The 13897-nt window shown below is 38.3% G+C and carries 13 protein-coding genes and 1 tRNA gene; 4 read left to right on the top strand and 10 right to left on the bottom strand.

Translation table 11 applies throughout. The features are described 5' to 3' along the window. Positions 1-18: 18 nt before the first annotated feature. Positions 19-477 (bottom strand): hypothetical protein, encoded by a 459-nt coding sequence (locus EFY79_RS14670; protein ID WP_123121467.1) that lies wholly within the window; start codon positions 475-477, stop codon positions 19-21. Positions 478-731: 254 nt separating this feature from the next. On the opposite strand from EFY79_RS14670, the gene EFY79_RS14665 reads away from it, so the two are divergent. After that, a complete protein-coding gene (locus EFY79_RS14665; protein ID WP_123121466.1) occupies positions 732-1187 on the top strand; it encodes a protein-disulfide reductase DsbD domain-containing protein in 456 nt (151 codons plus the stop codon). A 24-nt stretch (positions 1188-1211) separates the two neighbouring features. After that, entirely contained in the window at positions 1212-3251 is a 2040-nt protein-coding gene (locus tag EFY79_RS14660) for a protein-disulfide reductase DsbD family protein (protein ID WP_123121465.1), read from the top strand. Positions 3252-3313: 62 nt separating this feature from the next. Here the strand turns inward: EFY79_RS14660 and EFY79_RS14655 are convergent, their stop codons facing one another. The 8 genes from EFY79_RS14655 to nosZ all read right to left on the bottom strand — a co-directional run bounded on the left by EFY79_RS14655 (position 3314) and on the right by nosZ (position 10999). Then, the gene (locus EFY79_RS14655; protein WP_123121464.1) at positions 3314-3595 is read right to left on the bottom strand and encodes a hypothetical protein; all 282 of its coding nucleotides are present in this window, start codon (positions 3593-3595) and stop codon (positions 3314-3316) included. Between the two features lie 48 nt (positions 3596-3643). Continuing rightward, positions 3644-4825, bottom strand: coding sequence for a Gfo/Idh/MocA family protein (locus EFY79_RS14650; RefSeq protein WP_123121463.1), 1182 nt, complete (start codon positions 4823-4825; stop codon positions 3644-3646). A gap of 272 nt (positions 4826-5097) precedes the next feature. Beyond that, positions 5098-5865: an ABC transporter permease subunit gene (locus EFY79_RS14645; RefSeq protein ID WP_123121462.1), complete on the bottom strand. Its 768-nt coding sequence runs from the start codon at positions 5863-5865 to the stop codon at positions 5098-5100. Next, positions 5862-6581, bottom strand: a complete 720-nt coding sequence (locus EFY79_RS14640; RefSeq protein WP_123121461.1) for an ABC transporter ATP-binding protein — start codon at positions 6579-6581, stop codon at positions 5862-5864. Before EFY79_RS14640 ends, EFY79_RS14645 begins: the two co-directional genes overlap by 4 nt. Then, positions 6578-7822, bottom strand: coding sequence for a nitrous oxide reductase family maturation protein NosD (gene nosD, locus EFY79_RS14635; RefSeq protein WP_123121460.1), 1245 nt, complete (start codon positions 7820-7822; stop codon positions 6578-6580). Before nosD ends, EFY79_RS14640 begins: the two co-directional genes overlap by 4 nt. Then, entirely contained in the window at positions 7822-8265 is a 444-nt protein-coding gene (locus EFY79_RS21610) for a nitrous oxide reductase accessory protein NosL (protein WP_199727545.1), read from the bottom strand. The genes nosD and EFY79_RS21610 overlap by 1 nt, the downstream gene beginning before the upstream one ends. Before the next feature lie 3 nt (positions 8266-8268). Beyond that, positions 8269-8871, bottom strand: a complete 603-nt coding sequence (locus EFY79_RS21605) for a hypothetical protein (RefSeq protein ID WP_199727544.1) — start codon at positions 8869-8871, stop codon at positions 8269-8271. A 124-nt stretch (positions 8872-8995) separates the two neighbouring features. Further along, entirely contained in the window at positions 8996-10999 is a 2004-nt protein-coding gene (nosZ, locus tag EFY79_RS14625) for a Sec-dependent nitrous-oxide reductase (protein ID WP_123121459.1), read from the bottom strand. A gap of 604 nt (positions 11000-11603) precedes the next feature. Here nosZ and EFY79_RS14620 point away from each other — a divergent pair. Continuing rightward, a complete protein-coding gene (locus tag EFY79_RS14620) occupies positions 11604-12227 on the top strand; it encodes a hypothetical protein (protein ID WP_123121458.1) in 624 nt (207 codons plus the stop codon). A gap of 116 nt (positions 12228-12343) precedes the next feature. Here the strand turns inward: EFY79_RS14620 and EFY79_RS14615 are convergent. Next, a tRNA-Leu gene (locus EFY79_RS14615) sits at positions 12344-12427 on the bottom strand. A gap of 149 nt (positions 12428-12576) precedes the next feature. Between EFY79_RS14615 and EFY79_RS14610 the strand changes: the two genes are divergently transcribed. Continuing rightward, on the top strand, positions 12577-13860 hold the full coding sequence (locus tag EFY79_RS14610) for a DUF2851 family protein (protein WP_123121457.1): 1284 nt from the start codon (positions 12577-12579) through the stop codon (positions 13858-13860). Positions 13861-13897 lie beyond the last annotated feature (37 nt).

Genomic DNA, 13897 nt, shown 5'->3' with positions numbered 1-13897 from the left:
AGGCTTTCAAAGTAATTATTAAAATCCCCTGAACCAGGGCCTGCTAATTATTTCTCTAAACGGCCACGGGATAGCAATTAGTATTAATAGCAAAGCGATTCCAAAAAATATTAATGTTTTTTTAAACTTCCCGCTTGAATTAAAACTTTTTTTCACCGCAACTCTTCCTGCATGAACTAATATCCATGCAATGATCATCATTAAAGAATGCTCAATAGAAAAAAAGCGAACTCTTGTATCTTTCATCGCTTCGGCCATATTACTGAAGGCAGCATACCAATCGCCCATAAAATAAAGAGCCAGACCTAATAATAATTGTATGTCCATACAAATCATAAAAAACAAATTCGCTTTATCATCTGCAGGCGAATAAATTCTTCGGGCAGATAATCCGCTGATTGCGCTAATGATTGTCCAGAAGGCAAAAACTAAAATGAGCCAACGAAATACATTGTGTAAAACTAGCAGGATTTGCATAAAATTTTTTTGGCAAAAATAAGGGTAAAGAGGGAAATGCCCGCAGCGCCTTGCAGGCGGCAAAGTGCTTCAACTTTTAAAAATAAAAATGTGAAAAATTTTATAATACTTTAATTAAGTACTAACCAAAAGTTAAACCACAACGTTTTCCCTTTCGATTTCGCGCTTAGGACATTGGCGGTTTTTAATCCTGTCGGGTTTTGATTAATTTTGCAAATCATACACAGGAATAGCATTTCCTTTAATAAATCAATATGAAAAAATATATCATAACCGGAATTTTTCTTTTGGCAGCGAATTTTCTTTTCGCGCAAATTCAAAATCCAGTTTCATGGACTACCTCTTCTAAGAAGATCAATGATAAGACTTATGAAGTTCATCTGACTGCTAATCTCAATAGTGGATGGCATATTTATTCTCAACACACACCAGAGGGCGGGCCGGTTCCAACCAGCCTTACGTTTACAAAAAATCCACTGGTAACCGTAGAAGGCAAAGCAAAAGAAGTTGGCAAATTAGAGCAGCATGTGGAACCTTTATTTGGAAATATTGATGTAAAACAATTTTCTAATAAAGTTGACTTTGTTCAGTTGGTAAAACTGAAAGCGCCGGTAAAGACTTCCGTAAATGTAGCGGTTGAATTTATGGTATGTAACGACAAGCAATGCCTGCCACCCAAAACAGAAAAACTTTCTGTTGCGCTTAATTAATTTAATCCATCAATAATATTGTTAATGAAGAAATTTACCTGGCTTTTTGCTTTTCTGGGCCTGCTATTTATTTCTTCAAATGTCTTTTCGCAGGATACCACCGGAGTTAGTTTTTCATTTAGTGCACATCGTATCAGCGATAGTGAAGCTGTAATTTTAATCAAAGGAAAAATAAATCCTGACATAAAATTGTATGCTTTGCAGCAATCGCCTGACGATGCTTTATATTCTTCTATTCAGTTCGATTCATCAGTTCAACATCTTTTAAGAAATCCTTTGATTCAAAAAGGAAATGAGCAAAGAGGGATGGATACTGCATTGCAAAGTGAAGTTCATTTTTTTAAAGATTCAGTTGACTGGCAACAGAAAGTCGCGGCATCGCCAACAGACAGTTTCCTGGTGAAAGGTAAGGTGAGCTATATGACTCAGAAAGGTGAACAATATTTGCCTTTTGAAAAAGAATTCAAAATATTTGTTCTTCCGGAAAACAAAAATCCGGCAAGTGAAATAAAACAGGGGAACGACGGCGGAAGTGTTGCTAAAAAATCTTTGTGGTGGATATTTGTCGCTGGTTTTGCCGGTGGCCTTATTGCCTTAATAACCCCGTGTGTTTTTTCAATGATTCCGGTAACGGTCAGCTTCTTTATAAAACGCAGCAAAACCAAGGCGGAAGGCATTAAAAACGCCATTTCCTATTCTTTGTCTATCATGGTTATTTTCACGCTGCTGGGTTTTTTAATCACGGTAATTTTCGGGCCGACAGCGCTGAATAATCTGGCTACAAACTGGATTGCGAACCTGGTGTTTTTTCTTGTGTTCCTTATTTTTGGAATTTCCTTTTTAGGAGCTTTTAATATAGAACTACCCAGCTCGTGGGGCAATAAGGCTGACAGCAAAGCCGGTACGGGAAGCTTTATCGGGATATTTTTTATGGCACTTACCCTTGTGGTTATTTCATTTTCATGTACGGGGCCTATCATAGGAAATTTATTGGTGATTGCAGCACGGGGAAGTTATTGGGGCCCACTGATTGGAATGTTTGCTTTTTCTCTTGCTCTTGCGCTGCCGTTTGCCCTTTTTGCTTTTTTTCCTGGTAAGCTAAATATGATAGGAAAATCAGGCGGCTGGCTGAATGCGGTAAAAGTTACTCTTGGATTTTTGGAACTTGCATTAGCGCTCAAATTTTTGTCGAACGCGGATCTTTCAAGAAACTGGCGCATCCTGGATCGCGAGGTTTTCCTCAGCTTATGGATTGTAATTTTTATGCTTTTAGGAATTTATCTTTTGGGAAAAATAAAGTTTCATCACGATGATGAGCTGCCAAAAAATGATTTTGATATTCCTTATTTAAGTGTAACAAGATTATTCTTTGCCATTGCCTCTTTTTCCTTTGCAGTATATATGATTCCCGGAATGTGGGGCGCACCGCTCAGAGCCATTAGCGCATTTTTGCCACCGATGGGAACACAGGATTTTAACGCCTCTGCGGCTGCATCGCACAATACAGTTTCGTATTCATCTGCTGCGTCAGAATCTTCCAAAAATGTACTTCCCCAACCGGTTAAATATTATGATCGCATGAGATTGTATGAGCCGGAAGTGGTTACCAAATATGGAATGATCGTTTATTTTGATTATGATGAAGCGCTGGAAGTAGCCAGGAAAGTGCACAGGCCGCTGATGCTTGATTTTACAGGAATCAATTGTGTAAATTGCCGGAGAATGGAAGGTTCTGTTTGGAGCGATCCGGAGGTGATGAAGAGATTGAAAGAAAATTTTGTTATCGCTTCTTTATATGTAGACGTTTCCCTTGACTTGCAGCCGGGTGATCAATATTATTCAAAGACTTTGCAGAAGGACATTACGACGCTTGGTGATAAAAATGCCGATTTGCAAATAACTCAATACAATGCCAACACACAGCCTTATTATTTCTTTTTGGATGCTAACGAAAATCGCCTGGAACCTGAGGGTTACGGCTACGACTCGGATGTAGAGAAATTTAAAAACATGCTGGATGAAGTGGTAGCAAAATATAATGCCGAAAACAACGTTCCCCGGTAAACGAAGAAATAGTCAGAATTTTTATTCCATCAACAATACTTTTGCATGCAGGGTAACCTTATCTAAGATTCTCCGCCATTATTTGCAAAAGCTACAATATCCTCTTTGGTAAATTTTATCAGCTCAATAATATTCGCCTCATGTCGTAAGAAAGGAGGTATGATTTGTAAAGCCTGTTCTTTATTGTCAAACTCGCTGATGAACCAGCATTTGTGAACGCCTGATTTGCAGCCCCACTGCGCATTTGCAAGCAGATGAGACCCTGATTCAACGAATAATTTTATCACTTGCCTGCATTCAAAAGTATTTTCAGAATGAGGAATTTCAATTAAAAAAGTTGACATTTATTATTGTATTGTTAGTTTATTTTTGAAAAAGAACCGATGGTTTTTCTATCGCTTTTCAATAGAGCCGGTTTTTTTATTTTTTATAATGAATTTTTTTTCGCCATTGGGAAGCACTTCTTCTTTGATAAGATAATAATCATCATCATAGCTTGTCATTTGTTTTTCCTTTTTTACCTGAGCAACACCGCGCCAATCGTCAATTTGAACAGGTTCCCATTTTTTGCTTTTTGCTGAAGCAAACGCTGCATCTAAGATTGCGTTCACCACGTAACCGTCATAAAAATTTTCCATGGGTTGTTTGTTATTATCAATGGAATCAAACATATCAGTAAACATGTGATTATAGCCAAGGTCGTTTACTTCATCGCCAACAGGAAACAACCATCCTGAATTGCTCTCTGCCTTTTCAGCGATGTAATCGCCGCCTTTGCCCGAAGTAAACATTTCAAATCCTGTACGCAAAAAGTTATTCGTCCAGATGGTGCCTTCAGTTCCCATCACTTCTTCTCTTAAATCCATGCCTCCGCGAAACGACCAGCTAACTTCAAATTGGCCAATAGCGCCGTTTTCATATTTTACCCAACCAACGGCATTATCTTCAGCATCTATGGGGTGCACGCGGGTATCTGCCCAGCACATCACCTCAACAGGTTTAATATTTTTACCAATATAATTTCTGCAAATTTCCACACAGTGGCAGCCGAGGTCAATTATAGCGCCACCGCCGGATTTTTCTTTATCCCAAAACCAATCGCTGTGCGGCCCGGGATGAGTTTCCCTGCTCTTTGCCCAAACAATTTCTCCCACGGCGCCTTCCTGTATCATCTTCAGGGATTTTAATGCCTTGGGTGAATATACCAGGTCTTCAAGATATCCTCCGGTAACATTCGCTTTTTCAACTGCCTTCAACATTTCATAAGCTTCCTGCGCGTTTCGGCCCAGGGGTTTTGTGCACAGCACATGCTTGCCGGCGTTAGCGGAAGCTATCGTCGAAACCAGATGCATGTCATTCGACAAAGCAATGATGACAGCGTCCACATCCTTGTGTGAAACACATTCTTCAATACTGTCTGTATAATTTGGAACTTTATAATCGTCAGCAAATTTTTTTGCGTTTGCTAAGGTGCGGCTATACACGGTCACGATTTCATCTTTTCTGCGATGGCCCACTAATGCATCGGCGTAGAACCTGGCAATAAATCCGGAGCCCAAAATTGCTAATTTCATATTTGCTTTTTTTTTGGAAAAAATTTAAATACAATTACGTTGTTCATGTATCTTTTCAATATTCATAAAAAGATTGACAGCGGCAAATCTAAAGATTATTTTTTAGTGGCAAGCTTTTGAAAACACGCAACTAATCTTGATGAAATATTTAATGAGATTATCAGTAAACAAACAAAGAAGAAAGGCAGGCCGAAATAAGATAAGAATATAACGGTCACCAGTAAACGTACAAATTACCAGGATTTTTATTCTGCTGCTTTAACGAATCTCTTTTATAAATCTTTTCGTTTGAATTTTTTTACGGAAATCAAAATTGGAAAAATAATCCAAAGAATTAACCCCGAAAAGGAAAGCACAATACCGGTGGTGTTGCCAAAAAATTCGCGGAACACAGCGCCTGTGTAGCCCATTAGGGCGGATATATCTAATTGAAGAAGTATTTGTATTCTTCCTAAATCAATCGGATTTAAAAAGCTAAAAACTATCATTATTTTTTCCAAAGGATAATCCTGGAATTGAAATAGCAGGAACAAAACCAATGCATCAAAAAGTAAGGAAAAAAACAGCCACAACATGATTGCAAACCCGATGCCTTTAGCTTTATCGCGTGTGATGCCTGCCGCCAGCATTGCTATACTTACGAAGACTATCGTAAGGAAAAGTCCCATCGCAATCATCATCACACCGGTAGCATCTGCATGGTACAAAAGAATCGGAATGCCGGCGCCAATCAAAAAAGCAAGAGACAATGACGAAGCCAAACCTGCAAAAATGCTGAGCCAGATGGTTCTTCTCTTCAAGGGCTGGCTCACGAGCAGTTCAATAAATTCAGAGCTGTTGTAGATATATATGGTTGAAAAAATGATGCAGATTAAAGGCACAATTATTAAAATGACATTCAGTAAACTGAGCAAACCCTTGGCTGTATTGTCTTCCAGGTTAAATACGCTCAGGGATATAGCCAATAAAAGAATGGTGTAGATAATTACAATTTTATTCTGAATAATATCTACTACTACATATTTCAATAATTTTTTCATACAATTGCTTCTTGTGTGGTCATTATTTTTGCGATAGCTTTTGACAATTTGATCTCACCGGTTTCTTCTTTAAGCGCAGTTAATTTTTTATGAAATAATAATTTTCCTTCCTGCATATAAAAAACTTCGGTAATCAAGTCATCCAATTCGCTTAAAATATGGGAAGTGATAAGAACAAGCTTTCCTTTTTCTTTTTCCTTAATTATTTTTTGTTTCAGCTTTTCTGATGAAAGCGGGTCCAGGCCTGCTGTTGGCTCATCCAGTATTAATACGTCAGGATGAAACATAAATGCCAGCGCAGCACTTACCTTTTGCGTGGTGCCTCCGCTAAGTGTCCGCATTTTCTTTTTCATCATCAGGTTCAGGCCGAAATTTTTTACCAGTTCCTCATCGGGATGGCGGTCAATTCCCTTGCGGATGTCTTTCATCATTTCAATTACTTGTGCAATACTCATGTTTTCAGGATAGCGGCCTATTTGCGGCATATAGCCAACCTGGCTTCTGTATAACCAATTGTTACGAATGGGTTCATTATTGAAAAGAATAGAGCCGCTGTCGGGCACTACCATTCCTAATATTGATTTAATCAGGGTAGTTTTTCCGCATCCATTAGGACCAAGCAAAGCGATGCACTGGCCTTTTTCAAATGTAACCGATACATTGTCGAGGGCTTTTAATTTTCCGAAGGTCTTTGTGATATTTTTTACGCTGATCATAATTTTAAGGGCCGCATTAAGGGGGTTTCATCTTCAAGATTTTCCGGCGTAATGCCCGGTAATAATTTTTCGCTTTTATCTAATAATGATACAATCAGGCTTCTGAAAAGCATGAGTGAAGCGGGATTGCTGTCGATAATCATCGAATACATACTGACAGGATGGTAGGGCACATCCCCAATATTATCACGGTTCAAATCATAGCCTTCATATTTGTCCCAATAATTTCCGTTGAAATCATTTACTACCAGTGTGCCGTTCGTTCCAATATCAAAAGTGTTTCCGGCGAAATTATTTTGCGAAATGGTATTGTTGATGCTGCTCGCAGAAACTTTGATGGCCCATCCGTTGTTGGAAAAAGAATTTTTAAAAATATGATTGCGGTTACATCCTTCCATTTGGATGGCAATGGTATTGTGCGAAAAATAATTTCCCGAAATAATACCATCTGTGATTTCTTTGAGAAGAATGCCATACGCTGCGCCACCCCAGTTGTCCAGGAAAAAATTGTTATACATCTGGATGTGATGGGTAAACATCACTGCCACGCCTGAAGCATTGCCTTCAAAAATATTGCTGATGTAAGTGTCGTGGTGAGAAAACATAAAATGGATGCCATAACGGATGTTATTACGGCTCTGGTTTCGCCAGATAAGAGAATTGGTTACAAATTCAAAATACAAGCCGTCTCTGTGGCCTGCTATCTTATTGCCGATTATAAGTAAGCTGTCGGACCGCCAGCAATGAATGCCGTTTCCACTGGTTACTTCATTGTTGCCATACGCTTTGATTTCATTGTTTTGAATCGTACAACTCTTGCTATACTGGCTATAAATTCCAAAGTTGGTGTTGTCCAATTTATTATTAATCACTTTTACATTATAGCAATTTTCAATGAGAATCCCTGCGAGGTCCTCGGTTTCGGCTCTGCCGCCATTAATTATTTTAAAGCCATCTAAAACAGCTCCATTGGCTTGTATAATAAAGATGCCGCTTTTCTGTTCACCATCAATAACAGGATATTGATCACCTTTCAGGTAAATTCTTTTGTTAAGTTTAATATCGCGTTCTTTATACAAGCCCGGCCCTACAATAACTGTATCACCATTTTCTGCAGCATCAATTCCTGATTGCACAGTAGCAAAACTTTTGCCTTTGCCAACATAAATTGTTTTTGAAAACACAACCGTGGATGCAAAAGGAAGCAATAAGAATAAAAGCCATTTGAAAAGTAATTTCATTATTTATTACTATTGAATAACTGCTGAACGGTTATTTGTTCACCATTCACTTTTTGTTGAATCAAATTTAATTTTTCTTTACTCTCAAAAGCAGCAGTATTTCCCCCCATCGGCGAATGAAGGCCAGTGCTTTTTAAAAGAAAAGCATGGTCGGCATCTATCAGGTTATGGGGCTCATCAAAGTTTAAGAAATACACTGATTTTATCGTATTGCTGTCAATGCTTTCTTTTCTGAAAGCGGCAAGACAATGCGGATCATCGAACTTATATATCTTTCCTTTTTTGGTAATAATTTCGCCGCCAAAATTTAACTGCGAAATGGTCATTTTACAATAATCACACGCTTCTACACCGGGCTTGATAGGTTGTGGGCCTGAAGCGCATGAACTCATTACAAACAGTAAAGCAACAAATAAGGATATTTTAAAATTTTTAATTTTCATAGCTTATTGTTTTAAAGCGATTCCAGCTTTCCTTTTTTTGTACCAGGGTAATAATAATGCAATTAATAATAACAGCCCAACTAAGATAAAGAGAAAACCACCGATGTCGGGCATTGAGAAAGCTCCAAAATTTAATAATTGTTTATATCCCAAAAGCGGCGGCTGGTAAGCCATTCCCGGAACCTGTATTGGTGCGTCAGGATTAAGCTCATGGCCATAAGCATATTCCCATCTCCAGAAATCTACCATGGCAACGATGCCAAAAATTACAAAGAGCGTGAAAAGAACGGTAAGCCATTTTTGTTTTTTTAATGCGACAACGATGAAACACAGTAAAGCAAAAAATCCAACGATGTAGGGAAGCACAGTAAATTCAATAAAATCCTTTGTATGCAAGGTTCTCATTCCGATGTAGTGATTTAAACCGTTGATGATGTCAACATTGCCACCAATTTTATGAGGATACATTTTTAAAACAAGCCCTTCAGGATATTGCGGCGCTTCAAGTTCTATTTGCCACAAAGGCACAAATAAAACCAAAATCAATAGAATGCCGCTTATAAAGATTAAGATTTTTGAAAGCGCTGATAGATTGTCGTTGTTCATTTATATGGTTTGAAAAAGGACTGAGTTAAGCTTACTATTCTACTTTTAAAATATTTAATTTGATTTTCAGAAACTTAACAATCAACAGGCCAATCCAGGCCTGTTGATTATTTATTATATTATATTATTTGGATTTTGCCGAATCCATGGTTGTAGGGTCTACAGAATTTTTTCCCAGGCTAAATGAAATAGGAACATTGGATCCTTTAGCCGAGATACGTATATAACCCTGCATTTCCTGGTGTAAAGCGCTGCAGAAGTCAGTGCAATAAAAAGGATATACATTCACTTCTGTGGGTACCCATTTCAGTGTCTGGGTTTCACCTGGCATCACCAGCAACTCGGCGTTGTTTGCGCCTTTAATTGCGAAGCCATGTGGCACATCCCAATCCTGCTCAAGGTTAGTAAGGTGGAAATATACTTCGTCACCTACTTTCACACCCTCAATGTTATCCGGTGATAAATGCGACCGGATCATGGTCATATATACATCCACACGGTTGCCATTCCGCACTACCTTTGAATTCTTTTCACCCAGCGCTACAAAGGGATTTGCATTTTTAGTGATGTCGAATATTTTCACGGAATTTTTAGAAACAATGCTTGCAGGGATTGCCTGTGCATAGTGGGGTTCACCAATGCTTGGATAATCAGATAGCAACTTCATTTTGTCGCCGCTGATATCAAACAATTGAGCGCTTTGTGCTAACTCCGGCCCTGTTGGTAAATATCTGTCTTTGGTAATTTTGTTGTAAGCCACCAGGTACTTACCGTAAGGCTTTTTAGAATCGCCGCCAGGAATCATGAGGTGGCCGGGAGAATAATAAGTGGCATGCCTGTCAAGCACTTTTAAATCTTTAAGGCTCCATTTCACTATTTCAGAAGAAATAAACATGGTGGTATATCCATTGCCCTTGCCGTCAAATTCAGTATGTAACGGGCCTAAGCCGGGTTTCTTTACTTCTCCATGCAACGCTGCTTCATATTTAATTACAGGAAGGCCCTGGTAATCACCATCAAAGTTTTTATCTGCAATGGCTTTTTGTATTTTTTGAAAAGAAAATACCGGGATCAAAGCAGCCAGTTTTCCACTGCCCACTATATATTCGCCCGAAGGATCAACATCGCAACCGTGAGGAGATTTGGGGCATGGGATCATATAAACAATTCCCGGAAGATCTTTCGCATCCAATACCAGGGTTTCAGTTTCGATAGTTGAGGTGGCAGTGTGTGTGCTGTCGCTGTACACATTGTGCGCATATTTCACAGTTTGCTTTTTACCTTTTCCTTGTCTGATATATTCCTCTGCTTTTTTCCAGTTTACGGCCATGATAAAGTCCTTATCCCTTTGTGAAGCATTTACCTCAAGCAAAGTATGCGCCTGCTCCGAATTGTAGCAACTGAAGAAAAACCAACCGTGGCTGGGCCCTTTGCCGGCATGGCTTAAGTCAAAATCAATTCCCGGCAGCATAAGTTGAAAAGCAATTTTCATATTTCCGCTTTGCGGGTCAACACTTATAAAGCTTACAGTTCCTTTAAAATTTTTCTTGTAACTACTAATAGGCACATCCTTGTCTTCATTATCCATAGGAACACTGAACCTGGTTCCTGCCACCACATATTCTGTATTCTCTGTGATGAAAGGCGAGGAGTGGTTTCCGGCGCTGTTAGGTATTTCAAGAATTTCGGCAGTCCGGAAAGTTTTTAAATCAATACGGGCAATGCGCGGGGTATTGTTACCATTTGCAAATATCCAGCGTCCGTCTACTTCGCCATTGGTTTGGGAAAGATCCAGGTGGTGCTGGTCGTCCCATGGAATCATGCCATGAGAAGTATTAAGCATCGGCTTGGTGTTTTCGCTATAGCCATACCCACTTTCAGGGTCTGTTGAAAAAACGGGAATTACTCTGAGCAATCTGCCTGAGGGCAATCCGTAAACACTTACCTGTCCGCTAAATCCTCCGGAAACGAAATTATAAAGCTCATCGTATTTTCCCGGAGCTACATAAACTTTAGATGCGGCGTCGCCTTCTGCGGCGTTGCCCGCGTTTTTGGGTTTGCAACCGGTTATACCAAACAGCACTGCTGCTGTGAAAATGGAAAGTACCGGTAAGAGACTTTTTTTCATAAATTGATTTGAAGAGTGAATAAAATGGAATTTTTAATTTATCGGTTACCAACGGCCAAAAAAATTAAGGGAACTTTTAAATTCCGTTGCTTAAATTTTACTGTGCAATATTACAGACCGGCTGTACTTTATTTTATGAGCACAATCATAGCAAAGAAATTTAATCAATGATTTGTATCATATCCGTCGGAACGAAAACTGTTGGAGTGCAATACGTTTTTTTTGGGGGCAAATGCTTTATCATGCTTCAGGTTTAAAGTGGAATAAAGTATTACTGTATCAGGTTAAGGTTTAATATTAAACTCACGCACCTTAAGCGTGCAAAATAGTATATTTATATTTAGTTATTCTTAAATTGTTTCTTTTCAAAATATCTTTTTCCGCCATATCCGGTTTCTAAATTATTGGAAAAAATTTAAATCATTATTCCTATTTATATAAATATTTTTTCTTCTATATTTGCCTTGCATTTCTTTATTTCTTTTCCCCGCCCTTTCAACATTTAATAAAGAAATGAATATTAGCTTCCGAAAGTTGTGATTATACACCGTTGAAAATTTTCTTTTCGCATTCTTGAATTTATCATTTCAAAACTGTGATCGTTATGAGCAAAGTAAAATTTACGGGTTCCAACATTTCAGCAGCTATTTTAGTGCTGTGTTATTTCCTACCTTGGATTAGCCTGACTGTCATTTCAATGTCGGGATTATCAATTACCTCCGATGGAATTCCTTCCGCTTTGTTCGCTTATTTTATTCATGGTGTTTCGCGTCTGTTTATGGTATTGGCCATCGTAGTGCCTTTGAGTGGCGCTTTGATTTTGTATCAAAATGTTTCCGGTGTTCAGAAATTTTCAAAATATTTCAAATTGGCGCATATTCTTCCTGCTGTTTATTTGATAATTGGTATCATCGGGCTTTATTTCAAAATGAAACCTGAGATACCTGAAGAAATGGGGCATATGTACAATAATATGTCCAGCGACATAAATTATATGGCGCCCGGTGTTACAGATGTATTGACTTTTGGCTTTTATCTCAGCGTTATCGCAGCCATCTATCTGGCGCTCGTTAGTTTAGGTAGAATAAAAGATAAAGAGTATTGCAAATATGCACCAACAGTAGTCAAACCTGAAAGCCCGGCGACAGAAAATTTTGTAATAAAAGAAAGCATTCTGCCAAAAGAGGAAAATTTTATACCATCACTTTTTCATCGCGAATATTTATAGTAAAGCGATAAATAACTCAGGTTTTTATTTTGCTTACGTACGCATGCAAGCCGGAAAATCGTTATTTAAAATAGAAAAGTCCCCCGATTATTACTGTCGTAGGGACTTTTTGTTTGTGCCCGGGACTGGATTCGAACCAGCACATCCTCGCGAACGCTGCCACCTGAAGGCAGTGCGTCTACCAATTTCGCCACCCGGGCAATTGCTGTTTATTTAAAATAGGATGGCAAAAGTAAATCAAAAAGGAAATCATTTCTATTTTTTAAGGTGATTTTTTGTTCAATCAATTTCTATCTTTTTCATGGAAATTATTTTTTATTTTTAATGCTCCATCCAAAAAACTACTGCTATGCGTGAGGAGATTCTTCATTATATCTGGAAATTCCAAAATTACAATCACGGCCAACTGCAATGTGCCAAAGGCAATCAACTGTCTATTATTCATCCTGGCCTGCACAACCGAAACCAGGGGCCGGATTTTTCAGATGCTAAAATTAAAATCAACGATACTTTTTGGGCAGGGAATATAGAAATTCACATTAATTCGTCCGATTGGAAAAAGCATCATCACTCAAAAGATAATAATTACAATAATATTATTCTCCATGTTGTATGGAACCATGACGAAGAAATCATAGACAACCATGGCAATCATTTGCCCACACTTGAATTACAAAATCGTGTATCGAAATTGCTGCTTACAAAATGCCTTCAGATGATGGAGCCGCCTGCTTTTATTCCGTGCGAAAATTTGGGAAAAAACCTCAGCGAGATTAGTATGACAGCGTGGAAACACCGCCTTGTGGCCGAAAGATTATTATTGAAATCAGAAAGTATTTTTAAGATTCTTGAAGATACCAATTACCATTGGGAAGAAACATTCTGGTGGCTGATAGCTGCAAATTTTGGTTTAAAAATAAATACTGATCCCTTCAGAAAAATCGCACAATCTTTACCGTTATCGCTGCTTGCCCGGCACAAAAATAACATCATCCAGCTTGAGGCTTTTCTTTTTGGCCAGGCCGGCTTGCTTCAAAAAGAATTTGAAGAAGACTACCCATGCCTGCTTACAAAAGAATATGAATTTTTAAGAAAAAAATATGGCCTTCACCCGGTAGATGAAAGCTTGCATTTTTTAAGAATGAGGCCTGCTAATTTTCCCACACTCCGGCTTGCACAACTGGCGATGCTTCTTCACAACAGCGAACATTTGTTTTCAAAAATAAAAGAAACGAAATCTACGCATGAGTTGAAAAAAATGTTTGAAATACATGCGAATGATTATTGGCATTATCATTACATTTTTGATGAGAAAAGCGAATTTAAAATTAAGCGGCTCGGCGTTCAAATGATAAACAATATTTTGATTAATACAGTTGTGCCCATAGTTTTTTGTTACGGGCTCCATCACAATGATGAATTATATAAGGAAAAAGCCATTCAATGGCTTGAGGAAATTCCACCCGAAAAAAACAATATCACAAAGGGTTTTGAGCACCTCGGTTACTCCAATAAAAAAGCCTTCGATTCACAGGCTTTCATCCAACTGAAAAATCATTATTGTGAAAGAAAACAATGTCTTGAATGCGCAATTGGAGTTTCATTATTAAAAAAAACACAATTCTCTGATTAGCCAATTCGCTAATTAGCTAATCAGCATATTGGATAAT

The organism is Hanamia caeni, assembly GCF_003721595.1.
Lineage (GTDB): Bacteria > Bacteroidota > Bacteroidia > Chitinophagales > Chitinophagaceae > Ginsengibacter > Ginsengibacter caeni.
The sequence above is the reverse complement of the archived record's forward strand: the minus strand, read 5'-3'. Positions and strand labels throughout refer to the sequence as shown.